Source organism: Burkholderia sp. 3C, from assembly GCF_054589155.1.
The window spans coordinates 67,641-94,266 of sequence record NZ_BAAILN010000012.1 but is presented as its reverse complement, the minus strand read 5'-3'; the positions used below and the strand labels follow the sequence as shown (position 1 = coordinate 94,266).

Sequence of the window (26,626 nt, the reverse complement as noted above, 5' to 3'; positions counted from 1 at the left end):
GGGGGCGCCGCTCGGGACGTCGCCGGCCGAGTCGGCCGGCGAGACGGCCGCCGGCTCGGAGGCAGCGGCCGGTTTGACGCCGCCTCCGGCGCGTGACGGTGCGGCGCGGCCGGTGGTGCACCGGCTCGGGCCGGACGCGCTGGCGTCGTTGCAACGCGCGCGTGGCAAGCCGGCCGAGGCCGAACGGCTGTCGCTGAAGGCGCGGTTGGCCGGGGCGTTGACGGGACGGCAGTTCGCGGTGACGGCCGGCGTGCCCGGCACCAGCCATACGGTCAATGGGCCGCTGCGCGCGGGCGTGCCGGGGCAGACGCATGCCGGCGTGGCGGGGCCGCCCGGGCCGCTCGGCGCGCCGGTGGCAACGACGCCGGACGCCGATCGCGATCCGGTGCTCGACGACGCCCGCAAGCTGCTGGCGCTGGCCGATGCGATGGCCGGCAGCCTTGACCAGCCGTCGATCACCGTCTACGAGCGGCCGCACGAATCGGCCGCGAACCGCGCGGCGAAACGGCTCGTGCCGTGGCTCGCGCCAACGCCGCTGAAGGATATCGCCAGTTTCTCGGCCGGGCGCGGCATGCGGCTGTCGCCGCTCGGCTCGCGCAAGGACCCGGTGCTCGCGCGTGGCCGGCTCGACAACGAACAGCAGGCGCGGCGCTTGTTGCAAGGGCTCGCGCAGCGGCGCACGGCGCTCGACGCGGCGGTGACCGAGGTCGGCGCGGCGCGCGCTGCGCTGGCGGCCAGCGACGCTGCCGTGCTGGCGGCGGCGAGCCGTGCAGCCGATGCGGGAACGACCGGCGGGCAGGGGGAGGCCGTGGGCGGTTCATCCGGTGCCGATACCGTGCCGAATCCGAATGGGGTGACTGGCCGTTCACCTGGTGCCGGCGATGCTACGCCGACGGTCCACCCGACGGCCCGCTTGGCGTCCAACCTGGCGATCGACCCGACGTCCGGCCCGACGGCCCGCTTGGCGTCCAGCCTGGCGACCGACCCGACGTCCGGCCCGACGGCCCGCTTGACGTCTAACTTGGCGATCGACCCGACGTCCAACGCGAGGCCCGACCCGACGTCCAGCGCGGCGTCCAAAGCGACGTCCAACCCGACAACCCACCCGACAACCCACCCGACCCCCAACCTCGCCCTCGCCGCGCAAGCCGCCGCCCGCACCCGGTTGCGCATCGCCGAACTCGCCGCGCGCGATGCCGGTCACGCGCTGCACGAAGCGATCCACGGCACCGAGCTGCTCGAGCTGGTCAGCCTCGGCCATCTGTCGGATCGCGCCGATCAGACGCACGCATTCGCGCTGCGCCGGCTCGACGATCTGAAATCGCGCATCTACACGCTGCGCGACGACGCCGGCTCGCGCCGCAAGGAAATCGACATCGCGCTGCGGCTGCATGCCCGGCAGGCCGAAACGCTGGTCACGCTCGGCGACGAGATGAACGACATCGACCTGATCCTCGGCCAGGCGCAGGCGCGCATCGATTCGCTGGGCAAGCAGCAGGCGGCGCTGGCCGACGGCTCGTCCGATTCAGCCGATTCGGTCGAAGCGGGCATCGTCGTGGCGCGGATCTCGGAGCAGATCGGCGCGGCGCGCGGTGTGCTGGCCGAGGCGCAGGCGCAGAAGGCGCGCTGCGAGGCGCGGCTTGGTGAATTCTCCGAGCGGCACGCCGACATCGCCAAGCTGATGCAGGAGCGCTCGCGCGTGGAGGCGCGCTGGCAGGCGGCCGACCGCGCGGTGCCGTCGCTGTTGAAGGCGTCGCTGGTGCTGGCCGAGCAGGGCGAGCAGGCCGATCGCGTCGAGCGCGCCGAAGCGCAGGCGTCGCCCGATGCCGCGCCCGGCTCGACCGGCGCGCAGCGTGAACAGGCCGCGATTGCGGCGGCGCGCGAGGCCCAGGTCGCGCAACTGATCGATGCGGGCAACGTGTACGGCGCCGAGGCGCCGGCCGGGTTGCAGGCGGCGCTGCGCACGCTGGCCGAACGGCTGACGGCGCCCGCGCCGCCGCTGCCGTTGCCGCCGTCGATGACGATCGAGATCGTGACGCGCGCGATGGCCGACACCGGTGTCGAAGCGTCGAACGCCGCGCCGCTGCTCGCGCACCTCGGGCGACAGCCGGCCGCGCACTGGGTGTCGCTGGCGGCCGGTTTGCCGGAACGTGCTGCAACGGCCGGCGCGGCGGCGGCGAGTACGGCAACGGCAAGCGCTGCAACGACCTGCGCTGCAACAACCAGCGCAGCGGCGTCGTCCGATCCGCTCGACCTTGCCGCGCTGGCCGTATGCCGCAAGCTCGCCAGCCTGCCGCGCGGCACGGACCTGCTGCACGCGCTGTCGAGCGAAGGCGCCGCACCGCCCGACGCGGCGCGCTCGCAGGTGTTGCGCGTGTTCTGGAACGCCGACGAGGCACAGCGCGCCGAGGCCGTTTCGCCCGATATCGCCGCATGGCTCCAACAGGCCAAGACGGTCGCGCGCGGCCATCTGGCGGGTGATCCGGCCGAGGTGTTCGACGATGTCGATTACGCCGCCTACAACGCGGTGCGCAACGGCTACCTGAGCAACGCGCCCGGCTCGCCGTATGCGCAGCACGTCGATCGCCTGAACAAGGCGATCACCGAATGGGTGGTGCGCGCGGGCGCGTCGGCGCCGGACGTGGTGGCCGGGGCGCGACCGTCGGCATGGCGGCGCGCGATGCCCAATCTGAACAAGACGCCGTTCCGGCGGCGCGTGCTGAACCAGGCTTATCGCGTCGGCGAGAGCATGGGCATGCAGTCCGCGCGGATTCAGGTCGACCAGCATGTGCGGCAGCGCATCGCGCACCTCGAAGGCACGTTGGCCGCATGCCGCACCCACGGCGGCTCGCCCGAGCTGCGTCGGGCAACCGCGGCGGCGCAGGCAACCGTCGAATACCTGAAGCAGTTGCAGCAGCGCGGGCGGCATCCGTCGCAGATCCGGCTCGACGCCGGCGATCGCACCGGCATCGGGCGGGTGCTCGGCGAGCAGGCGCGGCGCGAGCGTGGCGCGCGCGCCGCGCGCAACGGCGAGCCGAACCGGCTGCGCAAGGCGCAGGCGGTGGACTTGCCCGAGCCGATGCACACGGCCTGCGGCAGCGGCCTGAGCGCCTATGAGGCCATCGACCGGATCGAGACGCATCTGGCCGAGCAACTGCCGGCATCGCTGCGAGCGGAAACCGGCGAGACGGCCGACGACGCCGGCCTCGACGCCGCGCTGCGCCTGCTCAAATCCGAGCGCTTCGCCGACAAGACCGACATCCTCGCGTTCTTTCAGCCGTTCATCGCCAACAGCCGCTTGCGCGACCGCGTGCGCATCGGCGGTGGCGGCACGCTCGGCGTGAACCTGCCGACGCTGCCCTACGGCGCGAGCTCGCCGATCGTCTCGCCGATCTTCACGGCCGAGAAATCGGTGGGCGACGAGGCGTTCGTGCAGATGTTCATGCCGATTCTCGGCATGGAGATGTCGTTCGGCACCGCGCACACGTCGGCGCAGGAGGCCACGGCCGGCGTGGCGGTCGGGCCGCAGGTCGCGCCGGGCGTGGCGCTGCAGGCGGCGTTCACGGCGCGCGCCGCGAGCCAGCGCACCGACACGCATTCGACGGTGGTGCGCTTTCTGCGCAGCCGCCACAAGGACGACGAGATGCGCGCCAACATGGTCAACGCGCTCGACAGCCTGGTGCGCTGGGATCTGATCGAGCCGGCGCGCGGCCGGGCCTATCGCGATCCGCTCGAAGCGGTGTTCGCGCGCAATCCGGCGGTGGTGGTGGCGCAGCTCGATGCCGTGACCCGCACGCAGACGCTGACCGGCCGCCTGTCGGCCCGCTTGCCGTCGGCGCGCTTCAACGATGCGCACGGCGTGGCGCAGACGCTCGGTGCGGATGCCTCGCTGTTCGTCGAAGCCGAACGCACGCGCGACAAACGCTCGGAAACGGGCGGGCAGGTGCGGATCGGCAACGCCAAGGGCGATACGGCGCAGCAGCGCGCCGGCGTCGCGGCCAACCTGAATTTCGCACCGCTGACCAATCAGTCGGTGCCGGTCGGCGAGGGCGGCCGGCACGGCGCGGTGCAGCGCGAATCGGTGCCGATGCAGATCGGCGTGACGCGCGACCTGGCGTGGATCAAGGCGCAGCACGAAATCTCGCCGTTCACGATCGGCGACAAGCAGGACGCCGACCTCGACCGCCATTACGCCACGCCGCGCGAGATGCTGGCCGAGATCGACGGCAATCGCGAGGCCTGGCTGATGCGCTGCATCGAGACGCTCGACGCGGATGCGTCGGGCGAGAAGGACACGCCCGCGAACCGCGAGCGCGCCGCGATCCTGCTCGGCGATTTCGAGCGCGAGATACGCGGGCTCGGCGAGACGAGCCATTACTGCCACTACAACGTCAATTATTCGATGCGAGGCGAGGCGGGCGTGTGGATCGACGGTTACCGCGCGCTGGCCGAACTGGCCGAGCAACGCGGCGATGCGGCCGGCGCGGAGGCCGCGCGGCGCGCGATCGACGAGGTGCTGGCGATGCGCGCGACATGGCGGCCGTTGATGCTGATCGTGCGTGAGCGTTCGCGCGAATCGAGCGTGCTGGGCTGGCGCAGCCTGTTGCGCTGGCAGCGCGTGGCCAATGTGGACGGGCAGCGTACCGCCGCGCAGTTTCCGCCGCCGTGAGCGCGGCGGGGGGCGTCAGCGCGCCTGGCGAGTGGCCGCGATCAGCACCATCATCGGGCGCTCACGCTCCTCGGCCAGCGCCGGTTGGGCGGCGATCTGTTCGGGCGTCGGCCCCCATTCGTCGAGATGATCGAGCGTGAAGCCCGCGCCGATCAACTGGTTCAGCAACGTGCCGAGCGTGCGGTGCTGCTTGACCACGCCCTCGGCCAGCCAATGGGTGACGCGCGGGCCTTCGTTCTGGTAGCCGTCGATGGGCCAGAAGCGCCAGCCGTCGGCATCGGTGCGAAAGCCCTGGTGGCGCGGCGCGGTCAGGATCGGATGCTCGGTCGAGAACACCAGCCGGCCGCCCGGAACGAGCGCGCGACGGATCGCCGCGAACAGCCCGGCCAGATTCTCCAGATAGTGGAACGCCAACGAGCTGTAGACGAGGTCGAACGCCTCGGCGGGCAGGTCGAGCCGTTCGAGATCGCCGCGCCGGTACGCGACGCTCGTGCCGCGCGTGGAGGCGGTGGCGCGTTCCAGCATGCGCTCGGACACGTCGATCCCGAGCACGCTGGCCGCGCCTTGTTCGGCGGCCCACCGGCAGAACCAGCCGTAGCCGCAACCGAGATCGGCCACGCGCCGGCCGGCCAATTCGGGCAGCAGCGCGCGCAGCGCCGGCCACTCGGGTGCGCCGTCGAGGCCGTGCTGCGAGCGGTTCAGCTTGGCGTAGTTGGCGAAGAACGACGGATCGTCGTAGATGTTCTGGGTCATCGGGGCGCTCCGGGTTGCGCCGCTGGCCGGTGGACGGGGCGGCGGGATGAGGAGCGTCGATCCTAGCGCGTTACGCGGTCCGTGAGGCGGGGGCACGCGGGGCGGGCTTGCGTTGCCGCAGCGCGCGGCGGGCGCGGCGGGCGGGGTTGCGCGTGCAGCGATTCTCGTTGCCGCAATCGTGCCGTTATGCGATTCCTGGTGCCGCTGTCGCGGTGGCGAGCGTGGCCGTTGCGGCCGTCGATGCCATGACGGCCGTTACCCGCCACCGCCGTCCCGGCTCATCCCCCCTCCGCTCCCAGCCCGCCCGACGCCCGCAACGCCTCGATCACGATCGCCGTGGCCGGCGTCGGCAGCCGGTCCGAGCGCGTGATCAGGCCGTAGTCGTCCATCTGGCACTGCATCGGCAGCGGCAGGATCTCGACGATCCGATGCGCCGCGTAGTACTCGGCCACGTCGGCGGCCAGCACGGCGATCATGTCGCTTTCCTCCAGCAGCCGCGTGATGAACAGCAGCGCGGCCGTCTCGACGATCCGCGCGGGCGGCGCCAGGCTGGCGCGCTGGAACATCCGCTCGAAGCGATGGCGCAGCACGCTGCCGGCGGGCGGTACCACCCAGGTCAGATCGCGCACGTCGGCCAGCGTCAGCGCATCGCGGCCGAGCAGCGGGTGGCCGTGCCGCACCACGGCGTGCACCGGTTCGTCGGCCAGCGACGCGTAATGCAGCGGCAGCTTGTCGTGCTCGGCCGAGAGCCGGCCCACCACGATATCGAGCTTGTCGTGCGCGAGCCGCTCCAGCAGCACGCTGCTGACCTCGATCTCGACCGAGATCCGCAGCGCCGGATGCCGCTGCTTGACCGTCGCGATGGCAGCCGGCAGCAGCCGCACGCCGGGCGAGGTGATGGTGCCGATCGCCACGTGGCCGAGATGGCCGGCCTTCAGCGCGTCGAGCTCTTCCTGCGCCTGTTCGAGGCTGCCGAGCACGGCGCGCGCATGGCGGATCAGCGCGTCGCCATACAGCGTCGGCCGCACGCCGCGCGGCATGCGATCGAACAGCACCGTCCCCAGCATGTCCTCCAGCTCGCGCAGCAGCTTCGAGGCGCCCGGCTGCGTCATGTTGAGCACGGCGGCCGCGCGGTGGATGTTGCCTTCCTCCGCGAGCGCCACGACCAGCAGCAATTGCCGTGTTTTCAGGCGGGTGCGGATGTACCAGGGGTTCGCGTCGACCATCGTTTCGGTGTTTACGAGGATATAAAAACAGGTATCGGAGACATCCGATAATTCATTAGTAGGTTATCAAGCTTCTCTCTAGACTGCTCGCAAATCCCGCTACCCCACGACGAGCATGACGGCAACCAAACCCAAGCTGCGGTCCCACCACTGGTTCGGCACCAACGACAAGAACGGCTTCATGTATCGGAGCTGGATGAAGAACCAGGGCATCCCCGATCACGAGTTCGACGGCCGGCCGATCATCGGCATCTGCAATACGTGGTCCGAACTGACGCCGTGCAACGCGCACTTCCGCAAGATCGCCGAGCACGTCAAGCGCGGCATCTACGAGGCGGGCGGCTTCCCGGTGGAATTCCCGGTGTTCTCGAACGGCGAATCGAACCTGCGGCCGAGCGCGATGCTCACCCGCAACCTGGCCAGCATGGACGTGGAAGAGGCGATCCGCGGCAACCCGATCGACGCCGTGGTGCTGCTGGCCGGCTGCGACAAGACCACCCCGGCGCTGCTGATGGGCGCGGCCAGTTGCGATGTGCCGGCCATCGTGGTCAGCGGCGGGCCGATGCTGAACGGCAAGCTCGAAGGCAAGGACATCGGCTCGGGCACGGCCGTCTGGCGGCTGCACGAGGCGCTGAAGGCCGGCGAGATCGATCTCCATCATTTCCTGTCGGCCGAGGCGGGCATGTCGCGCTCCGCCGGCACCTGCAACACGATGGGCACCGCGTCCACCATGGCCTGCATGGCCGAGGCGCTCGGCGTGGCGCTGCCGCACAACGCGGCGATTCCCGCCGTGGACGCGCGCCGCTACGTGCTCGCGCACCTGTCGGGCAGCCGCATCGTGCAGATGGCGCTCGACGACCTGAAGCTCTCGAAGATCCTCACGCGCGCCGCGTTCGAGAACGCGATCCGCACCAACGCCGCGATCGGCGGCTCGACCAACGCGGTGATCCACCTGAAGGCGATCGCGGGTCGCATCGGCGTGCCGCTCGAACTGGAAGACTGGATGCGGATCGGCCGCGGCACCCCGACGGTGGTGGACCTGCAGCCGTCGGGCCGTTTCCTGATGGAGGAGTTCTATTACGCGGGCGGGTTGCCGGCCGTGCTGCGCCGGCTCGGCGAGGCGAAGCTGCTGCCGCACCCGGACGCGCTGACGGTCAACGGCAAATCGCTGTGGGACAACGTGCGCGAGGCGCCCAACTACGACGAGGAAGTGATCCGCCCGCTCGACCGGCCGCTGATCGCCGACGGCGGGATCTGCATCCTGCGCGGCAATCTCGCGCCGCGCGGCGCGGTGCTCAAGCCGTCGGCGGCGTCGCCCGAGCTGCTCCGGCATCGCGGCCGCGCGGTGGTGTTCGAGAACTTCGACCACTACAAGGCGACCATCGGCGACGAAGCGCTCGAGGTCGACAAGGATTCCATCCTCGTCATGAAGAATTGCGGCCCGCGCGGTTACCCGGGCATGGCCGAGGTCGGCAACATGGGCCTGCCGCCCAAGCTGCTGCGCCAGGGCGTCAAGGACATGGTGCGGATCTCGGACGCGCGCATGAGCGGTACCGCCTACGGCACGGTGGTGCTGCACGTCGCGCCCGAAGCGGCGGCGGGCGGCCCGCTGGCGGCCGTGCGCAACGGCGACTGGATCGAACTCGACTGCGAGGCGGGCCGGCTGCATCTGGATATCAGCGACGAGGAATTGCAGCGCCGCCTGAGCGACGTCGATCCGGCCGCCGCGCCGGGCCTGGCCGAGCAGCAGGGGCGCGGCGGCTATGCGCGGCTCTATGTCGATCACGTGCTGCAGGCCGACGAAGGCTGCGACCTCGATTTCCTGGTCGGCATGCGCGGGGCCGAGGTGCCGCGCCACTCGCATTGACGTAACGGTGGGGCCGGCTGCGTCGGGCGGCCCGTGATGGTCGGGGCCGCCAAGATTCGGTAGCAGAACGGCGTGGCACGACGCGCCGGGCGGCCCCGTAATGGTTGGTCCGCCACGGCCGGGCAGCAGGGCGGCGGGGCAGGGTCTGGCACGACAGCACGACAGCACGACAGCACGACAGCACGACAGCACGACAGCACGACAGCACGACAGCACGACAGCACGACAGCACGACAGCACGACAAAACAGCACCGACGGCCGGCCAACCGACCGCACGAAGGCAGAGCCGGGAGCGGCAGGCGCCGCCGATCGGCGCCCGACGAGATCCGCGCGCACGACGCGACGCGGGCCAATGACATGGTGGAAGGAGACGCAATGAGCAATTCGCAGGCAGTGCGCCCCGGCGAGGCCGGCCCGCACGCGCAGGATTCGGCGGCCAACGCCGAGGCAACCCGCATCGTCGGCCATATCGCGCGCCGGCTGGTGCCGTTCCTCGCGCTGATCTATGTAGTGGCCTATGTCGATCGCACCGTGGTGGGCTTCGCGAAGCTGCACATGAACGCCGCGATCGGCCTGAGCGATGCCGCCTACGGCCTCGGCGCGGGCCTGTTCTTCATCGGCTATTTCCTGTGCGAGGTGCCGAGCAACCTGGCGCTGACGCGCTTCGGCGCGCGCGTCTGGTTCGCCCGCATCCTGTTCACCTGGGGCGCGATCACGATGGCGATGGCGTTCGTCAGCGGCCCGCGCAGCTTCTACGTGCTGCGCTTCCTGCTCGGCGCGGCCGAGGCGGGGCTGTACCCCGGCATTCTGTATTTCCTCACGCAGTGGTTCCCGATGCGTCATCGCGCCCGCGTGATCGGCCTGCTGGTGCTGGCGCAGCCGATCGCGGGCATCGTCACCGGGCCGGTGGCCGGCGCGCTGCTGGAAACCCACGGCTTTTTCGGCCTCGCCAACTGGCAGGTGCTGTTCGTGTTGAGCGGGCTGCCGGCCGTGCTGTTGTGCCTGCCGACGCTGCGCCTGCTGCCCGATTCGCCGGCGCAGGCGCGCTGGCTCGATGCCGACGAGCGCCGCTGGATCGAACAGGCGCTCGCGGCCGATCGCCGTGAATATGGTCTCGAACCGGGCGCCGACAACAGGGCGGCTGCCGCCGCGTCGCACGGCAGCCCGTTCTCGGCGCTCAAGGACCCGCGCGTGCTGCTGCTCGCCGTGCTGTTCCTGCCGTTCCCGTTGTGCATCTACGGCCTGTCGTTGTGGCTGCCCACCATCATCAAGGCGTTCGGCGTGGGCGACGCCACGGCGGGCCTGCTGTCGGCCGTGCCGTATCTGTTCGCGGTGGCCGGGCTGCTGATCGTGCCGCGCCACTCGGATCGCCGCCGCGAGCGGCACTGGCACATCGTCGTGGTGTCGGCGTTCGCCGCGCTGACGCTGGCGGCCAGCGCCTGGTTCCGCGCGCCCGTGCTGCAACTGCTGTTCATCAGCCTGACCGCGTTCTCGATCTATTCGATCCAGGCGGTGGTGTGGGCGTTGCCCGGCGAATTCCTGAGCGGCGCGCGCGCCGCGGTGGGGATCGCCACGATCAACTCGCTGGCCAACCTCGGCGGCTATTTCGGCCCGTGGGGCGTCGGCGTGATCAAGGACGCAACGGGGAGCCTCGCGGCCGGCCTGTATTTCCTCGCGGCGACGCTGCTGGTCGCGGTGCTGGCGGCCTTCGCGGTGCGCGCCGCGCTGCGGCCGCGCGCGGACGGCGGGCACGCGGCCTATGCCCGCGAATCCTGAGCGCTGCGATGTCGCCCGGGCATCGCGCGCTGCCCGAAGCCCGAAGCCCGAAGCCCGAAGCCCGAAGCCCGAAGCCCGAAGCCCGAAGCCCGAAGCCCGAAGCCCGAAGCCCGAAGCCCGAAGCCCGAAGACCGAAGACCGAAGACCGAAGCCAGCCGCACCTAGCCAGCCGCCAGCCGAACGTTTGAACCCGAACCCGACTCCGAAGCAGGAACGAAGCTCATGACCTCGAACCCGACGCCCCGCTACCGCGGCGTGTTTCCCGTCGTACCGACCACCTTCACCGAAACCGGCGAACTCGATCTGCCCAGCCAGAAGCGCGCCGTCGATTTCATGATCGACGCCGGCTCGGACGGGCTGTGCATCCTCGCGAACTTCTCCGAGCAGTTCTCGCTGTCCGACGACGAGCGCGAGACGCTCACGCGCACCGTGCTCGACCACGTGGCCGGCCGCGTGCCGGTGATCGTCACCACCACGCACTACGGCACGCGGCTGTGCGCGGCGCGCAGCCGGCGCGCGCAGGAGCAGGGCGCGGCGATGGTCATGATCATGCCGCCGTATCACGGCGCGACGTTTCGCGTGCCGGAGGCGCAGATCGTCGAGTTCTACGCGCGCGTGTCCGATGCGATCGAGATCCCGATCATGATCCAGGACGCGCCCGCCAGCGGCACCGTGCTGTCCGCCCCGCTGCTGGCGCGCATGGCGCGCGAGATCGAGCAGGTGTCGTATTTCAAGATCGAGACGCCTGGCGCGGCCAACAAGCTGCGCGAATTGATCCGGCTCGCCGGCGACGCGGCCGAAGGCCCGTGGGACGGCGAGGAGGGCATCACGCTGCTGGCCGACCTGAATGCCGGCGCGACCGGCGCGATGACGGGCGGCGGCTTCCCCGACGGCATCCGCACCATCGTCGACGCGCATCGCGCGGGCCAGCTCGACGCCGCGTTCGACGCCTATCAGCGCTGGCTGCCGCTGATCAACCACGAGAACCGCCAGGCCGGGCTGCTGGCCTGCAAGGCGCTGATGAAGGAAGGCGGCGTGATCGACTGCGACCTGCCGCGCCATCCGCTGCCGGCCATGCATCCCGAGACGCGCGCCGAACTGATCGCGATCGCGCGCCGGCTCGATCCGCTCGTGCTGCGCTGGGGCAAATGACGCCGATGAATCCGCCCGTCACCACCCTCGGCATCGTCGGCGTCGGCAAGATCGCGCGCGACCAGCACCTGCCGGCCATCGCCGGCCACCCCGGCTTCGCGCTCGCCGCTGCCGCGAGCCGCAATGCGCAGGTCCACGGCGTGCGCAACTACCCCGACATCGACGCCTTGCTGGCCGCCGAGCCGACGCTCGACGCGGTGTCGCTGTGCGCGCCGCCGCAGGTGCGCTACGCGCAGGCGCGCGCCGCGCTGCTGGCCGGCAAGCACGTGATGCTCGAAAAGCCGCCCGGCGCGAGCCTCAGCGAGGTCGAGGCCCTGCGTGCGCTGGCGCGCCAGCAGGGCCGCACGCTGTTCGCGACCTGGCATTCGCGCTGCGCGAGCGCGGTCGAACCGGCCCGCGAATGGCTGGCCGGTCGCACCGTGCGCGCGGTGCGGGTGCGCTGGAAGGAAGACGTACGGCGTTGGCACCCGGGCCAGCGGTGGATCTGGGAGCCGGGCGGCCTCGGCGTGTTCGATCCGGGCATCAACGCGCTGTCGATCGTCACGCGAATCCTGCCGCACGAGGTGGCGCTGCGCGCCGCCACGCTGCGGGTGCCGGCCGATTGCGCCACGCCGATCGCGGCCGAACTCGACGGCGTGGACGCCATGGGCGCGCCTGTACATGCCGAATTCGACTGGCGGCACGGCCCCGTCGAGCAATGGGAGATCGACGTCGATACCGACGACGGCCCGCTCCGCCTCGCCGAAGGCGGCAAGCGCCTGACGATCGGCGGCGCGCCGGTCGCGCTCGGCCCCGAACGCGAATACGCGGCGCTCTACGAACGCTTCCACTGGCTGATCGCGCACGGCGCCGACGACGTCGATACCAGCCCGCTTCGCCTGGTGGCCGATGCGTTCCTGCTGGGCCGGCAGATCGCCGTCGAGCCGTTCGGCCATTGATCGACCCAGTTCCGATAACGAGACCCATACCGGCAACCGCCGACAACAGAGAGAGGAGACACCGAATGACCCGCTTCACCGACACCCGCCGCATGACCCTCCGCGCCGTACTGGCCGGCCTGTGCCTCGCGTCGTTCGGCGCCGCGCTGCCGGCCTCGGCCGACGCGCCCGCCAAGATCGGCTTCCTCGTGAAGATGCCCGAGCAGGCCTGGTTCATCAACGAACAGAAGGCCGCCACCGCGCTCGGCAAGAAGGAGAATTTCTCGGTCGTCAACATCGGCACGCCGGACGGCGAGAAGGTGCTGGCGGCGATCGACAACCTCGGCGCGCAAGGCGCGCAGGGCTTCGTGATCTGCGCGCCCGACGTGCGCCTCGGCCCGGCGATCCAGGCTCGCGCGAAGCACTACAACATGAAGTTCGTGACGGTCGACGACCAACTGGTGGATTCGTCGGGCAAGCCGCTCGCGGGCGTGCCGCACCTCGGCATGTCGGCGTTCAAGATCGGCAATCAGGTCGGCCAGGCGCTCGCCGACGAGATGAAGAAGCGCGGCTGGAAGCCCGAGGAAGTGGGCGCGCTGCGCATCACCGATTACGAGCTGCCCACCGCCAAGCTGCGCACCGACGGCGCCACGCAATCGCTGCTGGCAAGCGGCTTCAAGAAGGACAACATCTTCGACGCGCCGCAAAAGACCACCGACGACGAAGGCGGCTTCAACGCCGCTTCGCCGGTGCTGGCCCAGCATCCGACGATCAAGAAGTGGGTGATCTTCGCGCTCAACGAGGAAAGCGTGCTGGGCGCGGTGCGCGCCACCGAGCAACTGCACCTGCCGTCGTCGGACGTGATCGGCGTGGGCATCAACGGCGCGGGCGAGGCGTTCGCGGAGTTCCAGAAGAAGCAGCCGACGGGCTTCTACGGCACGATCGCCGTCAGCTCGACCAATCACGGCAAGGACAGCGCGCAGAACCTGATCGACTGGGTCCGCAGCGGCAAGCAGCCGCCGGCCGACACGCAAACGACCGGCAAGCTGATGACGCGCGAGAACTGGCTGGCGGTGCGCGCCGAGCTGGGCATCTGAGCCGGCACGGCGCAGCGGGAGACCCGATCCGATGAACGATCCGACCAACGAAACCACGGCCGTCGCGGCCGTTGCCTATCTCGAACTGGCCGGCGTCAGCATGAGCTTTCCGGGCGTGCGCGCGCTCGACGGCGTGTCGCTCGCGGTGCGCGCGGGCGAGGTGCACGGGCTGATGGGCGAGAACGGCGCGGGCAAATCGACGCTGCTCAAGGTGCTGTCGGGCGTAAACCAGCCGCAGGAGGGCAGCCTGCGGCTCGACGGCGTCGAGCAGCGCTTCGCGACCACCCGCGCGGCGATCGACGCGGGCGTCGCGATCATCTACCAGGAGCTGCATCTGGTGCCCGAGCTGACGGTGGCCGACAACCTGATGCTCGGCCAGTTGCCGAACCGGTTCGGCGTGCTGGACGAGCGCACGCTGGTGCGCCGCGCGATGGCGGAGCTGCAGCGGCTGGGCGAGCGGATCGACCCGCGCACGCCGGTCAAGGAACTGTCGATCGGCCAGCGCCAGATGATCGAGATCGGCAAGGCGCTGATGCGCGACGCCCGCGTGATCGCGTTCGACGAGCCCACCAGTTCGCTGTCGGCGCGCGAGACGGAGAACCTGTTCCGGATCATTCGCGCGCTGCGCGCCGAGGGCCGCGCGATCATCTACGTCACGCACCGGATGGACGAGGTGTATGCGCTGTGCGATCGCGTCACGGTGTTTCGCGACGGCCGGCGCATCGAGACGTTCGAATCGGTGGCCGAGCTCGATCGCAACCGGCTGATTTCGGCGATGGTCGGGCGCTCGATCGCCGACGTGTACGGCTACCGGCCGCGCACGGCCGGCGAGGTGCTGATCGAGGCGAAGGGGTTGATGGGCCCGGGGCTGGCCGAGCCGGTGTCGTTCGCGGCGCGGCGTGGCGAGATCGTCGGCTTCTTCGGGCTGGTGGGCGCGGGCCGCTCCGAGTTGATGAAGCTGATCTACGGCGCGGTGCGCGCGAGCGCGGGCCATGTCGAGCTGGCCGGCAAGCCGGTGCGCTTCGCCAGCCCGCGCGACGCGGTGCGCGCCGGCGTGGCGCTGTGCCCGGAGGATCGCAAGCAGGAGGGCATCGTCGCGATCGCGTCGGTGGCCGACAACCTCAACATCAGCGCGCGCCGCCATTTCAGCCCGGCGCGCTTCCTGCTCGACGAAAAGCGCGAGCGCGCGCTGGCGCACGACTACATCCAGAAGCTGGCGATCAAGACGCGCAACGGCGACACCCCGATCGGCACGCTGTCGGGCGGCAATCAGCAGAAGGTAATCCTGTCGCGCTGGCTGGCCGAGCAGATCGAGGTGTTCCTGATGGACGAGCCCACGCGCGGCATCGACGTGGGCGCGCGCGCCGAGATCTACCACCTGCTGTACGGGCTGGCCGAGGCGGGGCGCGCGGTGCTGATGGTGTCGAGCGATCTGGCCGAGGTGATCGGCGTGGCCGACCGCATCGTGGTGATGCGCGAGGGGCGCATCGCCGGGGTGGTGGCGAAGGCCGACGCCTCGCCCGATGAACTGATCAAGCTGGCGCTGCCGCGCTGAATTCCGGGCGCCGGCCCGCGCTTGCGCGCGCCGCGTCGCCCGGCTGAACCGATGGACGAGAGATGAACCGAGCCATGCAGAAAAGTACCCCCAGCCTCAACGACGCCGCCGCCCCCATCACGCCCTCGCGGGCGCGCGCCTGGGACATGATCAACAAGTCGGGCATCGTGGTGGTGTTCGTCGTGCTGTTCGCGGTGCTGTCCGCGACGGTGCCCGACTTCCTGACGGTCCGCAATATCCAGGGCCTGCTGTTGTCGGTCACGCTGATCGGCTCGATCGCCGTGACCATGATGTTCGTGCTGGCGCTCGGCGAGGTGGACCTGTCGGTCGCCTCGATCGTGGCGTTCTCGGGCGTGGTGGCCTCCACCGTGATCACCGCCACGCACAGCGTGGTGATCGGCGTGGCGGCCGGCATCCTGGCCGGCGGCGCGGTCGGCCTGGTGAACGGCGTGCTGATCGCGCGGTTCCGCATCAATTCGCTGATCGCCACGCTGGCGATGATGGAGGCGGTGCGCGGGCTGGCGTTTCTGACCTCGAACGGCGATGCCGTGATGATCTCCGAGGAGCGCTTCTTCGAGCTGGGCGGCGGCGCGTTCCTCGGCATTTCGTATCCGATCTGGAGCAATATCGTCGGCTTCGTGGTGTTCGGCTTCCTGCTCAAGAAGACGGTGTTCGGCAAGAACGTGCTGGCGGTGGGCGGCAACAGCGAGGCGGCGCTGCTCGCGGGCCTGCCGGTCACGCGCATCAAGATCGCGGTGTTCGTGCTGCAGGGCCTCGTGACCGGTTTCGCGGGCGTGATGCTGGCCTCGCGGATGAGCCTCGGCGACCCGAAAACCTCGGTCGGCCTCGAACTGGGCGTGATTTCGGCCTGCGTGCTTGGCGGGGTGTCGCTGACGGGGGGCGTGGCCACCATCGCGGGCGTGCTGGTGGGCGTGCTGATCATGGGCGCCGTGCAGGACGCGATGAGCCTGATGAACGTGCCGACCTTCTATCAGTACCTGATCCGCGGCGGCATCCTGCTGCTGGCGGTGCTGTTCGACCAGTTCCGGCGCAGCAAGCGGGCGGTGTGAGCCGGGGCGGGACGGGGGCAGGCCGGGCGCGGACGACCTGCTAAACTGGGCCGCTCCCGTTTTCCCTCCCGCGCCCCGCCATGACCATATCGCCGGCCGGCATCATCGCCGGCACCACGCTGCTGAATCCCCAATGGCTGCGCACCTTCGTGATGCTGGTCGAAACCGGCAACTTCACGCGCGCGGCCGAGCGGCTCGGCCTCACGCAGGCGGCCGTCAGCCAGCATCTGCGCCATCTTGAGGATCAGCTCGGCCTGCTGGTGATCCGCCGCTCGCGCGGCATCGACATCACGCCCACCGGCCGCATCATGCTCGACTATTGCGCCGAACTCGGCCGCGCCGACCGCCGCCTGCGCGGCCGGCTGGCCGAAGCCGATGCCGATTGCGGCGAAATCAGCCTGATCACGCCCGGCAGCATCGGCCTCGCGATGGCGCCCTGGCTGCTCGACATGCAGCTCCAGACGCCCGGCCTGGTGGTGCGGCACCGCTTCGCGCCCGATCGTGAGGTGCTCGACGCGGTGCTGTCGAATCTCTACGAAGTAGGCTTTGTCACGCTCAAGCCCGACGACGAGCGGCTCGCCGCGCGCCGTTTCGCCGAGGAGCCGCTGGAGCTGGTGGTGCCGGCGGGCGACTACGTGCACGGCTGGGCCGATCTCGAACGGCTCGGCTTCATCGATCACCCCGACGGGCTGGCGATGGCCAGCCGCCTGTTGAGCCGGCGCTTTCCCGACAACCCCGGCGTGCGCGGGCTGCCGCGCCGTGCGTTCACCAACCAGGTCGCGCTGATCCTCGAACCGGTGTCGCGCGGGCTCGGCTTCACGGTGATCCCGCGCTATGCGCGGCAGGCGTTCGCGCGCCAGGAATCGATCGCCGTGATCGAGTGCGGTGCGGCGGTGCTCGATACGCTGTGGCTGATCCATCGTTCCGAGTGGGGGCTGTCGAGCCGGATGCTGCGCGCGCTGGAGACGCTGCGCGAGCGGCTCGACGCGGCCGACCGCCAGGCGCGCGCCGCGCCGGCCGAGGCCTGACGAACCGTTTGCGCGTGCGAGGCTAGAATGTCCGGTCCGCCCGCGAGCGCGGCGCGAACCGCGCCTCGGGCATCACCGGAACAGGAGAGTCCATGCAGGGATCCCCGCAGCACGCCAACGTCAAGCGCCACGCCGTCCGCGATTTCTTCCGCCGCCCGGAACGCACCGCCTTCCAGTTGTCGCCGGATGGCCGTCACCTGAGCTTTCTCGCGCGTCACCACGGCCGCCTCAACGTGTTCGTGCAGGCGATCGACGACAAGGGCCGCCCGCTCGGCGAGGCGCGCGCGCTGACCAGCGAATCGGCACGCGATATCGGCGGCTACTTCTGGAAAGGCAACGACCGCGTGCTGTTCGTCAAGGATTTCGGTGGCGACGAGAATTACCACGTGCTGTCCGTGCCGATCGACGGCGGCGCGATCGTCGACCTGACGCCGTACGAAACCGTGCGCGCCGGCATCGTCGACAGCCTGATCGACGACGACCGCTTCGTGCTGATCTCGCACAACCGCCGCGACGCGACCGTGTTCGACGTGGTGCGCGTGGACGTGGCCAGCGGCGAGGAAACCGTGATCGCCGAGAACCCCGGCAACATCCTCGGCTGGATGACCGATCACGCGGGCCGCCTGCGGGTTGCCGTGGCGGGCGACGGCGTGAACCAGACCCTGCTGTACCGCGACGACGAGGCCGAGCCGTTCCGCCCGCTCGCCACCACGAGCTTTCGCGACATGCTGGCGCCGCTGCTGTTCACGTTCGACGACCGCAAGCTGTACGTGGCGTCGAATCGCGGCCGCGACCGCACGGCGATCTTCGAGTTCGATCCCGGCACGGCGCTGGAAGGCACGCTGCTGTTCGAGCACGACGAAGTGGACGTGACCGGCCTCGGCCATTCGCACACGCGGCGCGTGCTGACCACCATCTGGTACCAGGACGACAAGGTGCGCGCGCATCACCTCGACGCGCATATCGGCAACATCCATGCCGATCTCGACGCGCGCCTGCCCGGCGGCGAATCGAGCATCGCCAGCATCACGCGCGACGAATCACGGATGATCGTGCGCAACGCGTGGGATCGTTCGCCCGGCGCGGTGTGGCTGTACGACGTGGCCACCCGCGAGCTGACCCAGCTTGAAGACCTGAAGCCCTGGCTCGATCCGGCCGACATGGCGCCGATGCAGCCGATCGAATACACCTCGCGCGACGGCCTGCGCATTCACGGCTACCTGACGCTGCCGGCCGGCCATTCGCTCGACGGCGAGGGCGCGGCCAAGGCGGCGAACCTGCCGCTGATCGTCAACCCGCACGGCGGCCCGTGGGCGCGCGATCAATGGGGCTTCAACCCCGAGGTGCAGATGCTGGCCAATCACGGCTACGCGGTGCTGCAGATGAATTTCCGCGGCTCGGTGGGCTACGGGCGCGCGTTCTGGGCGGCGAGCTTCGGCCAGTGGGGCCGCGCCATGCAGAACGACATCGACGACGGCGTGGACTGGCTGATCGCGCAGGGCGTGGTCGATCCGAAGCGCGTCGCGATCTACGGCGCGAGCTACGGCGGCTACGCCACGCTGGCCGGCGTGACGTTTACGCCCGAGCGCTATGCGGCGGCGGTCGATTACGTGGGCGTGTCGAACCTGTTCACGCTGCTCGAATCGGTGCCGCCCTACTGGAAGCCGCTGCTCGACATGATGTACGAGCAGATCGGCAACCCCAACACCGAGGAAGGCAAGCGCGCGCTGCACGACGCGTCGCCGCTCTTCTTCGTCGATCGCATCGTCACGCCGCTGTTCGTCGCGCAGGGCGCGAACGATCCGCGCGTGAAGCAGGCCGAGAGCGACCAGATCGTCGAGGCGCTGCGCTCGCGCGGTGTGGACGTGCAGTACATGCTCAAGGAGAACGAAGGGCACGGCTTCGCCAACGAGGAGAACCAGTACGAGTTCTACGAGGCGATGATCGCGTTCCTCGATACGCATCTGGCCGTGAAGCCGCACGATTGAGGTGAGGGTTGTGGCCCGTTCCGGCGTGTTGGGCCGCCGGTGGCGGGCCGGCTTGCGGCGGCGGTGCGGCGAGCGTTGCAGAACGCAGCCGCGCCGCCGTTTTCAAGATGTCGCGGTTTCAGTCTTTTCCTTCCGCTCCGGCAGCCGTGCGCTTCGCCGCGCCGGCTTTCGCCGCCTTGATCTGGCCCGCGTGGGCCGTCGTCAGACATTCCTGAAACAGCAAGGCCGCCCGCGACGGCTGCGGCGAGCGCCGCAACAGGCTCACGAACCGGCAACGATAGTGAAACCGGCGCGGCGCGACGGCCTGCATGCGCCCGGCGCGCTCGAAGCTTTCCGCGTAGTGATCGGGCAGGAAGCCGAGGAACTTGCCCGACAGGATCAGCGTGGCCACCGCTTCCTGATCCGACGCCGTGGCGCTGCGTGTGAGCTTGGCGCGGTGCGTGAGCTGCAGGTTCGGCGAGTGATAGCCGAGCCCGGCGAAGCCCTGCTCGCGAATCCGTTCCCAGCTCAGCTTGTCGTGCGCCGCGCCGAACAGCGGATGGCCCGCGCCGCAGTAGAGCAGCATCCGTTCGTCGTACAGATCGGTGTAGACGAGGCTGCCCGAACTGCGGTGCTCGGGAATCACGCCGATCTGGTAGCTGCCGTCGATCACGCCGCGCTCGATCTCCTGGATCGAGCCGACGTGCAGGTTCAGCGTCACGTCCGGCGCGGCTTCGGCGAACTGGCGGATCGCCTCGGCGATGCGCGCAGCCGGGTTGGTGGCCGTCTTGTCGAACATCGCGATGTGCAGTTCGCCGCCCATCCGGTCGTGGATGCCGTCCACGCGGGCGCGGAACGCCTCCAGCGAAGCCAGCAGCCGCAGCGTTTCCTCGTAGACGGTCTGGCCCTCGGGCGTCAGCGTGAAGCCGGCCCGGCCGCGCCGGCACAGCACCAGGCCGAGCCGGGTTTCCAGATCCTTGACGTGACGGCTGATGGTGGAAATGCCGATATTCAGTTCCAGTTCGGCCGCGGCCATCCCGCCGCATTGCACCACCACCTTGAAGACGCGCAGCAGGCGCAGGTCCATGTCGCTCAACTGGCCGAGCAGGGCGCGCTGGCGGGGAGTTCTTACTTGCATGAATGTTCAAGTAAACATTGATATTGCGGTATTCACAAGACTATCTGGCGACCCAACAATGCGCAACACACGAACCGATGAGGAGCGCGCCGCGCCGACCGCCATGACCGAGATCACCGCCACCCAGCACACCCCGCAACAGGACGGCGTCCGCACCGACGCCGCCTGGCTCGACGCCCACTGGATGCCGTTTACGGCCAATCGCCAGTTCAAGCAGGACCCGCGCCTGATCGTCGAGGGCAAGGGCGCCTATTACACGAGCGCCGACGGCCGGCGGATCTTCGACGGCCTGTCGGGCCTCTGGTGCTGCGGCCTCGGCCATGGCCGCACCGAGATCGTCGAGGCGGTCAGCCGCCAGATCGCCAGGCTCGATTACGCGCCGGCGTTCCAGTTCGGCCATCCGCAATCGTTCGAGCTGGCCAACCGGATCAAGGATCTGACACCGGCCGGCCTCGATTACGTGTTCTTCACGGGCTCGGGCTCGGAAGCCGCCGACACTTCGCTGAAGATGGCGCGCGCCTACTGGCGCGCCAAGGGCAAGGGCACCAAGACACGCCTGATCGGCCGCGAGAAGGGCTACCACGGCGTGAACTTCGGCGGCATTTCGGTGGGCGGGATCGCCGCGAACCGCAAGCTGTTCGGCCAGGGCATCGACGCCGATTTCCTGCCGCACACGCAACTGGCGCAAAACAAGTTCTCGCACGGCCTGCCCGATCAGGGCGCCGAACTGGCCGACCGCCTGCTCGAACTGATCACGCTGCACGACGCGTCGAACATCGCCGCCGTGATCGTCGAGCCGTTCTCCGGGTCGGCCGGCGTGGTGGTGCCGCCGAAGGGCTATCTGAAGCGTCTGCGCGACATCTGCACGGCGCACGACATCCTGCTGATTTTCGACGAGGTCATCACGGGCTTCGGCCGTGCCGGCGCGATGACGGGCGCCGATGCGTTCGGCGTGATGCCGGACCTTCTCAACTTCGCCAAGCAGGTCACGAACGGCACGCAGCCGCTCGGCGGCGTGGTGGCCACCAAGGAAATCTACGACACGTTCCTGGCGGCCGGCGGCCCCGAGTACATGCTGGAATTCCCGCACGGTTATACGTATTCGGCGCATCCGGTGGCCTGCGCGGCCGGCAATGCCGCGCTCGATCTGCTGGTCAAGGAAGACGGCGTGGGCCGCGTGCGCGCGCTGGCGCCGCATTTCGAGAACGCCGTGCATGGCCTGAAGGGCGTACGCCATGTGGCCGACATCCGCAACTTCGGGCTGGCGGCCGGCATCACGATCGAGGCGCTGCCGGGCGAGCCGGCGCGCCGGCCTTACGAAGTGGCGATGCGCTGCTGGGAGAAAGGTTTTTACGTGCGTTATGGCGGCGACACGATCCAGCTCGCGCCGCCGTTCATCGCCGAGGCACGCGAGATCGACGATCTGGTCGGTGCGCTGGCCGATGCGTTGAACGCGACGGCCTGACGCAAGCGGGCGGCGGGTAGCGCCGCTTGAAGGGGGAGGTAGGAAGCGACGTCGGTCCCGAGGGGCCGGCGTCGCTTTTTCGTTTCACGCTGACGCCAGCAGCGCATTTGGCTGAACCACGCCGCCACTCGATGCAGCAGGTTTATCAAGTAATCGGGTGGGTCCAACCGATGTCGGCGCCAAAGGCCACACGCACGCCGGATCCGCCAACCACGCGCTTCGTCGCACTGATCGGCAAGCTGTTCGCGGCAGAGGCGCGCGGCGGGAAGCGGAAGCCATTACCAATCGAAGCCAATCGCAATTTTTCCGAAGTGGCCGCCTTGCGCCATCAGCTCGTAAGCCTTCGTCAAGCCGTCGAGGCCGAACGTGCGGTCGATGACCGGCTCGATGCGATGTGCAGCCATGGCCGCCACCGCTCCCGCCAAGTCCGCCACCGACCCGCCGTTGCTGCCTTGAACGCGCACTTCCCTGAAGATCACCGACAGCAAATCCAGCGGCGTAGTCCCACCGCCGAGGAACCCGATGGCGGCCACGGTGCCGCCGTGCCGTGCAGCGCTCACGGAGCGAGTGACACCTTCCCCTCCAATCGGGTCGATGACCAGATCGGCACCGACGCCACCCGTACGTTCCAGAACGAACGCCTCCCAGGCGGCATCCTTTCGATAGTTGAAGACTTCATCGGCGCCCAAAGCGCTGGCGCGTGCCAGCTTCTCGTCGGACGAGGAGGTGATGATGACCCGCGCCCCGCGCGCCTTGGCCAGTTGCAACGCAAAGATCGACACCCCGCCCGTGCCCAGTAGCACGACCGTGGATGCCGGGCCGATCTGCGCCGACTCCAGCGCCCGCCATGCCGTCATCGCGGCGATCGGGAGCGTGCCCGCGGCTTCCCAGCTCAAATAGTCCGGCAGCTTGACGACGCTGGCCGCATCGAGTTCGGCGATTTCGACCAGCGAGCCGGGCAGCGTCGCACCACGCATCGGGTTGGCGAGTTCCGCGCCAGGCCGGCCAGCGATCCAGTGCGCCTTGACGTGGATGGCGACGCGATCGCCGACGGCAACTTGCCAGACATCTTCACCGACAGCGATGACCTCTCCCGCACCGTCGGACAGCGCAATGTTGGGATACAGGGCGCCAGGGTAGTGGCCGGAAGCTACGGCGAGATCGGCGAAGTTGACGCTGCCGGCCTTCATGCGGACAAGGATGCGTCCCGTGCCAGCTCGAGTGGGTTCGGGCAGCGCGACCCGACGGAAGGCATCGAACGAAGGTGCCGTGATTTGAATGGATTGCATGTGGTTTTCTCCTGAAGGCAAGCCACTGTAAATCACGGCGTTTTTATATAGAATATGGAGAAAATACAGTTCATACCTGCGAAATATGCAGCAATCTCTATTCTCCGATTTGAACGAACTGGCGGCTTTCGTGGCACTGGCCGATACGGGATCGTTTGCCGCGGCCGGTCGGCAGCTCGGGCGCGATCCCACTGCCGTTTCTCGCCGCTTGAGTGCGATGGAGGCGCGCCTGGGCGTCAGGCTGGCCGAACGGAGCACGCGCAAGGTCGCGCTTACCGAGGCCGGTCGAACCTATCTCGAACGGATTCGGCCGCTGCTGCACGACCTGCAGGCGGCAGGACGCGAAGCGATTGCGTTCGCCGATGGCGAGGCGCGCGGCCATCTGCGCATCACCTTGCCGGGCAACTTCGGTCGCCTGTGGTTGACACCGCTGATCGTGGAGTTCCTGCGCATGCATCCGCGCGTCACCATCGAGGCGGACACCAGCAATCGCTTCGTCGACCTGATCGGCGAACGCTTCGATCTCGCCATTCGCTTGGGCGAGCTTCCCGATTCGCGTTTGGTCGCTCGCAAGGTCGCGGAGCGCCGCCGGTTGATCTGCGCGTCCCCGGATTTCATCGCCCGGCATCCGGCCATCCAGACGCCGCACGACCTGGCCGACTATCCGTGCCTCTGCTTCACCGGCCGACACGATCCCTATCGGTGGAACTTCATCAAGCCCGGAGGCGGGACGCTTGGCGTCACCGTGTCTGGGCCACTGGCGTCGGACGATGCGGAGCTATTGGTCGAAGCGGCTGTCGGTGGATTAGGCATCCTGTACACATCGGACTGGTATGCCGGCCGCGAGTTGGCATCGGGCCGGCTGGTCGAAATCCTTCCCGATTGGGCGCTGCTCGATCGCGGGGCGGTCTATGTGGTCACGCCGGCGGCGGCCGGCACGCCGTCCAAGACTCGCGCCTTTTCCAACTGGATCACCGAAAAGCTGGCGGCTCCCCCTTGGGTTGTGCCGCGAACAGCCACTTCCACTCGAACAGCGAAGCGGGCTGGTCGCTAAGGTGCAACTCCACGCTGACATACCCCAAAGCGGTCGCGCTGGTCGATCGGCTAGCTTGCTCGGATGGTTGCGCAAGCCCAATCTTTGGGGCGCCTTCTTCTTGACACTGATTCGTCTATAAACGAAGGTGATTGCCTAACAGATCAGGCTACTGGCTCGATTGGCAATGGAGGTTGGACGAATGAGAAGCAAATCCCATGACGAAGCGATGTCCGAGCTGTATCGGCGCGATCCGGCGCTGGCGCTCGAAGTCATCAACGATATCCTCGGCGACGGCGATCAGCCCGAGTTGTTGAGCGTGCTGCGCCAGCTCGCGCAGGCTTTTGGCGGCATGCAGGCGGTAGCCGCGCATGCGGAACTCAACCCCACGCAGCTTTATCGCACGCTCTCGCCCGAAGGCAATCCGTCGCTGGCCAGCATGATGGCGATCCTCAAGGCGATGGGGCTGCGCCTGGCCATTCAACCGCTCGATTCCGTTGCAGTTCGCGAGACAGCAGCCACGGCTGCCGTTGCGCCATGCACTTGCCGAGCACAATCCGCCCGCGCCGATAAGCAAACCCCGCCGCATCGATAAGGTTTGCCGGAATCGATATTGGAAGCGTTCCAGCCGGTTCGATAGATTCATCGGATTGCCGTGCGCACGGCGCATCGTCCGACCGGAGCCATCGAATCATGAGCCAAGCCATCCGTTTCAACGCGTTCGAGATGAACTGCATCGGCCATCAGTCGCCGGGCCTGTGGGCGCATCCGCGCGACCGTTCGTGGCAGTACAAGGATCTCGACTACTGGACCGACCTCGCGAAGACGCTGGAGAAAGGCTTCTTCGACGGCATCTTCATTGCCGACGTGATCGGCTATTACGACGTCTATCAGGGCAGCAACCATCACGCGCTGCATCAGGGCGTGCAGATTCCCGTCAACGATCCGATCCAGCTCGCCGCGCCGATCGCGCTGGCCACCGAGCATCTGGGCATCGGCATCACGGCCTCGACCTCGTTCGAGCATCCCTACACGTTCGCGCGGCGGCTTTCCACGGCCGATCATCACACCCAGGGCCGGGTCGGCTGGAACATCGTCACGTCGTATCTGGAAAGCGGCGCGCGCAACGTCGGGCAGACGGGGCTGGAGGATCACTCGAACCGCTACGAGATCGCGGCCGAGTATCTGGAGGTGCTCTACAAGCTGTTCGAGGGCAGTTGGGAGGACGGCGCGGTGCTTCGCGACCGCGAGCGGCGGATCTTCGCCGATCCGTCGAAAATTCACGAAATCCGCCACAAGGGCCGGCATTTCGAGGTGCCCGGCTATCACCTGTGCGAGCCGTCGCCGCAACGCACGCCGGTGCTGTATCAGGCCGGCGCGTCGGGCGCGGGCAAGGCGTTCGCGGCGCAGCATGCCGAATGCGTGTTCGTGGCCGCGCCCACGCGCGCGACGCTGCGCGACTATGTGGCCGATATCCGCCGCCGCGCGGCCGAGGCGGGGCGCGACCCGCGCAAGCTGCTGATCTACACGCTCGTGACGATCGTCGTCGACGAGACCGATGCGAAGGCGCAGGCCAAGTTCGAGGAATACCAGCGCTATGTGTCGTACGACGGCTCGCTGGTGCTGATGTCGGGATGGACCGGCATCGATTTCGGCGAGTACGCGCCCACCGATCTGGTGCGGCGCGTGGAAACCAATGCGATCGTCTCGGCGGTCGAGCATCTGGCCGGCGGCGACAAGGCCTGGACGATCGACGAACTGGCCCGCTTCGGCGGCATCGGCGGGCTGGGGCCGGTGTTTGTCGGTTCGCCATCGACGGTGGCTGACATCCTGCAGGAATGGGTCGAGGAAACCGGCGTGGACGGCTTCAACCTGGCCTACGCGCTCGCGCACGAAAGTTTCGAGGACGTGGTGGGCTATCTCGTGCCGGAGTTGCAGCGGCGTGGCGTGTATCCCACGGCCTACCGGCCCGGCACGTTGCGCGAGAAGCTGTTCGGCGAGGGGGCGCGGCTTGGAGAGGGGCATCCGGGCGCGGCGTATCGCGACCTGTCGCGGTTTGCGGAGAACTCGCGGGCCGAATCCGACACCGAATCGCCTGCCGTGGGTCAGGCCGCCTGAGCGTTTGCTGCCTTGCCGGCTGCCGGGCAAGGCAGCCGTTCCGGGATTCGCCAATCCTGGTCTTTTGACGCCGCCGCACGCCCCGCCAGCGCAACGGGAGCATGTCGGCCGCGCCCAATGTCAATGCATGACGCGTCACGACAACCGGCCCGGCATAACCGGGCCGTGTTCATTTGAGACGGGATCGAAGCAGCAGAACCGTGCGGCGGCGGTGGAGCGTGCTGAATGGCGCGCCCGCCACCCGGCGCGCCGTTCAGGCGCGAGCCGGATTCAAACGAGATGGAAAAACGCGGGAATTCAGATGCGGCGATCGCGGCGCGCCACGACGCGGGCCGGCACCGGGCCGCGCGCGTAGCTCATGGCGGCCTGCATCTGCAGTTGCGACTGAAGCTCGAACATCGCCCAGACGCTGCGCAGCGCTGCGCCGACTTGCGACAGGAACGAGGACTTGCGGGACGGGGTGCGGACTTGCTTGGCGCTCGACATGATCAATCCAAGAGAATTT

18 protein-coding genes and 1 pseudogene are annotated in these 26,626 nt (G+C 68.9%); 14 read left to right on the top strand and 5 right to left on the bottom strand.

The window, feature by feature from the left end; translation table 11 throughout:
• Nucleotides 1-73: 73 nt before the first annotated feature.
• Nucleotides 74-4,669, top strand: a complete 4,596-nt coding sequence (locus ACYP33_RS01500; protein WP_459619271.1) for a hypothetical protein — start codon at nucleotides 74-76, stop codon at nucleotides 4,667-4,669.
• 15 nt (nucleotides 4,670-4,684) lie between these two features.
• Here ACYP33_RS01500 and ACYP33_RS01495 read toward each other — a convergent pair whose 3' ends face one another.
• Nucleotides 4,685-5,422, bottom strand: coding sequence for a class I SAM-dependent methyltransferase (locus ACYP33_RS01495; RefSeq protein WP_459619269.1), 738 nt, complete (start codon nucleotides 5,420-5,422; stop codon nucleotides 4,685-4,687).
• A gap of 278 nt (nucleotides 5,423-5,700) precedes the next feature.
• The gene (locus tag ACYP33_RS01490) at nucleotides 5,701-6,648 is read right to left on the bottom strand and encodes a LysR substrate-binding domain-containing protein (RefSeq protein WP_459619268.1); all 948 of its coding nucleotides are present in this window, start codon (nucleotides 6,646-6,648) and stop codon (nucleotides 5,701-5,703) included.
• A gap of 115 nt (nucleotides 6,649-6,763) precedes the next feature.
• On the opposite strand from ACYP33_RS01490, the gene ACYP33_RS01485 reads away from it, so the two are divergent.
• From ACYP33_RS01485 to ACYP33_RS01445, 9 genes are all read left to right on the top strand, one after another.
• Nucleotides 6,764-8,515, top strand: a complete 1,752-nt coding sequence (locus tag ACYP33_RS01485; protein ID WP_459619266.1) for an IlvD/Edd family dehydratase — start codon at nucleotides 6,764-6,766, stop codon at nucleotides 8,513-8,515.
• Between the two features lie 376 nt (nucleotides 8,516-8,891).
• Nucleotides 8,892-10,292, top strand: a complete 1,401-nt coding sequence (locus tag ACYP33_RS01480; RefSeq protein ID WP_459619264.1) for an MFS transporter — start codon at nucleotides 8,892-8,894, stop codon at nucleotides 10,290-10,292.
• Nucleotides 10,293-10,514: 222 nt separating this feature from the next.
• A complete protein-coding gene (locus ACYP33_RS01475; RefSeq protein WP_414439386.1) occupies nucleotides 10,515-11,444 on the top strand; it encodes a dihydrodipicolinate synthase family protein in 930 nt (309 codons plus the stop codon).
• Between the two features lie 5 nt (nucleotides 11,445-11,449).
• Complete coding sequence (locus ACYP33_RS01470) at nucleotides 11,450-12,382, top strand: Gfo/Idh/MocA family protein (RefSeq protein WP_459619262.1); 933 nt, start codon at nucleotides 11,450-11,452, stop codon at nucleotides 12,380-12,382.
• A 65-nt stretch (nucleotides 12,383-12,447) separates the two neighbouring features.
• A complete protein-coding gene (locus ACYP33_RS01465) occupies nucleotides 12,448-13,458 on the top strand; it encodes an arabinose ABC transporter substrate-binding protein (RefSeq protein ID WP_459619260.1) in 1,011 nt (336 codons plus the stop codon).
• Between the two features lie 31 nt (nucleotides 13,459-13,489).
• On the top strand, nucleotides 13,490-15,013 hold the full coding sequence (araG, locus tag ACYP33_RS01460) for an L-arabinose ABC transporter ATP-binding protein AraG (protein WP_459619258.1): 1,524 nt from the start codon (nucleotides 13,490-13,492) through the stop codon (nucleotides 15,011-15,013).
• 62 nt (nucleotides 15,014-15,075) lie between these two features.
• Complete coding sequence (gene araH, locus ACYP33_RS01455; RefSeq protein ID WP_414439382.1) at nucleotides 15,076-16,083, top strand: L-arabinose ABC transporter permease AraH; 1,008 nt, start codon at nucleotides 15,076-15,078, stop codon at nucleotides 16,081-16,083.
• An 80-nt stretch (nucleotides 16,084-16,163) separates the two neighbouring features.
• The gene (locus ACYP33_RS01450) at nucleotides 16,164-17,111 is read left to right on the top strand and encodes a LysR family transcriptional regulator (RefSeq protein WP_459619255.1); all 948 of its coding nucleotides are present in this window, start codon (nucleotides 16,164-16,166) and stop codon (nucleotides 17,109-17,111) included.
• A gap of 92 nt (nucleotides 17,112-17,203) precedes the next feature.
• On the top strand, nucleotides 17,204-19,099 hold the full coding sequence (locus ACYP33_RS01445) for a S9 family peptidase (RefSeq protein ID WP_459619253.1): 1,896 nt from the start codon (nucleotides 17,204-17,206) through the stop codon (nucleotides 19,097-19,099).
• A 118-nt stretch (nucleotides 19,100-19,217) separates the two neighbouring features.
• Here ACYP33_RS01445 and ACYP33_RS01440 read toward each other — a convergent pair whose 3' ends face one another.
• Nucleotides 19,218-20,216, bottom strand: a complete 999-nt coding sequence (locus ACYP33_RS01440) for a LysR family transcriptional regulator (protein WP_459619251.1) — start codon at nucleotides 20,214-20,216, stop codon at nucleotides 19,218-19,220.
• 103 nt (nucleotides 20,217-20,319) lie between these two features.
• On the opposite strand from ACYP33_RS01440, the gene aptA reads away from it, so the two are divergent.
• Nucleotides 20,320-21,681 carry an omega-aminotransferase AptA gene (gene aptA, locus ACYP33_RS01435; protein ID WP_459619390.1) on the top strand — a complete coding sequence of 454 codons (1,362 nt, stop codon included), beginning with the start codon at nucleotides 20,320-20,322 and terminating at the stop codon, nucleotides 21,679-21,681.
• A 278-nt stretch (nucleotides 21,682-21,959) separates the two neighbouring features.
• On the opposite strand, the gene ACYP33_RS01430 is transcribed toward aptA, so the two are convergent.
• Complete coding sequence (locus ACYP33_RS01430; protein WP_414447427.1) at nucleotides 21,960-22,970, bottom strand: zinc-dependent alcohol dehydrogenase family protein; 1,011 nt, start codon at nucleotides 22,968-22,970, stop codon at nucleotides 21,960-21,962.
• 85 nt (nucleotides 22,971-23,055) lie between these two features.
• On the opposite strand from ACYP33_RS01430, the gene ACYP33_RS01425 reads away from it, so the two are divergent.
• From ACYP33_RS01425 to ACYP33_RS01415, 3 genes and pseudogenes are all read left to right on the top strand, one after another.
• Nucleotides 23,056-24,024 carry a LysR family transcriptional regulator gene (locus tag ACYP33_RS01425; RefSeq protein WP_414439377.1) on the top strand — a complete coding sequence of 323 codons (969 nt, stop codon included), beginning with the start codon at nucleotides 23,056-23,058 and terminating at the stop codon, nucleotides 24,022-24,024.
• 181 nt (nucleotides 24,025-24,205) lie between these two features.
• Nucleotides 24,206-24,499, top strand: a pseudogene (locus ACYP33_RS01420) (helix-turn-helix domain-containing transcriptional regulator); the annotation flags it as partial.
• A 197-nt stretch (nucleotides 24,500-24,696) separates the two neighbouring features.
• Complete coding sequence (locus ACYP33_RS01415) at nucleotides 24,697-26,121, top strand: LLM class flavin-dependent oxidoreductase (RefSeq protein WP_459619248.1); 1,425 nt, start codon at nucleotides 24,697-24,699, stop codon at nucleotides 26,119-26,121.
• 297 nt (nucleotides 26,122-26,418) lie between these two features.
• Here ACYP33_RS01415 and ACYP33_RS01410 read toward each other — a convergent pair whose 3' ends face one another.
• Nucleotides 26,419-26,607, bottom strand: a complete 189-nt coding sequence (locus tag ACYP33_RS01410) for a hypothetical protein (protein WP_414439375.1) — start codon at nucleotides 26,605-26,607, stop codon at nucleotides 26,419-26,421.
• Nucleotides 26,608-26,626 lie beyond the last annotated feature (19 nt).

Excerpts from the sequence above, each read along its gene's own strand:
- araG (WP_459619258.1), top strand. The coding sequence starts at position 13,490 with ATGAACGATCCGACCAACGAAACCACGGCCGTCGCGGCCGTTGCCTAT.
- ACYP33_RS01430 (WP_414447427.1), bottom strand. The coding sequence starts at position 22,970 with ATGCAATCCATTCAAATCACGGCACCTTCGTTCGATGCCTTCCGTCGG.
- ACYP33_RS01485 (WP_459619266.1), top strand. The coding sequence starts at position 6,764 with ATGACGGCAACCAAACCCAAGCTGCGGTCCCACCACTGGTTCGGCACC.
- ACYP33_RS01440 (WP_459619251.1), bottom strand. The coding sequence starts at position 20,216 with ATGCAAGTAAGAACTCCCCGCCAGCGCGCCCTGCTCGGCCAGTTGAGC.
- ACYP33_RS01475 (WP_414439386.1), top strand. The coding sequence starts at position 10,515 with ATGACCTCGAACCCGACGCCCCGCTACCGCGGCGTGTTTCCCGTCGTA.
- ACYP33_RS01445 (WP_459619253.1), top strand. The coding sequence starts at position 17,204 with ATGCAGGGATCCCCGCAGCACGCCAACGTCAAGCGCCACGCCGTCCGC.
- ACYP33_RS01425 (WP_414439377.1), top strand. The coding sequence starts at position 23,056 with ATGCAGCAATCTCTATTCTCCGATTTGAACGAACTGGCGGCTTTCGTG.
- ACYP33_RS01470 (WP_459619262.1), top strand. The coding sequence starts at position 11,450 with ATGAATCCGCCCGTCACCACCCTCGGCATCGTCGGCGTCGGCAAGATC.
- aptA (WP_459619390.1), top strand. The coding sequence starts at position 20,320 with ATGACCGAGATCACCGCCACCCAGCACACCCCGCAACAGGACGGCGTC.
- ACYP33_RS01465 (WP_459619260.1), top strand. The coding sequence starts at position 12,448 with ATGACCCGCTTCACCGACACCCGCCGCATGACCCTCCGCGCCGTACTG.
- ACYP33_RS01495 (WP_459619269.1), bottom strand. The coding sequence starts at position 5,422 with ATGACCCAGAACATCTACGACGATCCGTCGTTCTTCGCCAACTACGCC.
- araH (WP_414439382.1), top strand. The coding sequence starts at position 15,076 with ATGAACCGAGCCATGCAGAAAAGTACCCCCAGCCTCAACGACGCCGCC.
- ACYP33_RS01410 (WP_414439375.1), bottom strand. The coding sequence starts at position 26,607 with ATGTCGAGCGCCAAGCAAGTCCGCACCCCGTCCCGCAAGTCCTCGTTC.
- ACYP33_RS01490 (WP_459619268.1), bottom strand. The coding sequence starts at position 6,648 with ATGGTCGACGCGAACCCCTGGTACATCCGCACCCGCCTGAAAACACGG.
- ACYP33_RS01415 (WP_459619248.1), top strand. The coding sequence starts at position 24,697 with ATGAGCCAAGCCATCCGTTTCAACGCGTTCGAGATGAACTGCATCGGC.
- ACYP33_RS01480 (WP_459619264.1), top strand. The coding sequence starts at position 8,892 with ATGAGCAATTCGCAGGCAGTGCGCCCCGGCGAGGCCGGCCCGCACGCG.
- ACYP33_RS01450 (WP_459619255.1), top strand. The coding sequence starts at position 16,164 with ATGACCATATCGCCGGCCGGCATCATCGCCGGCACCACGCTGCTGAAT.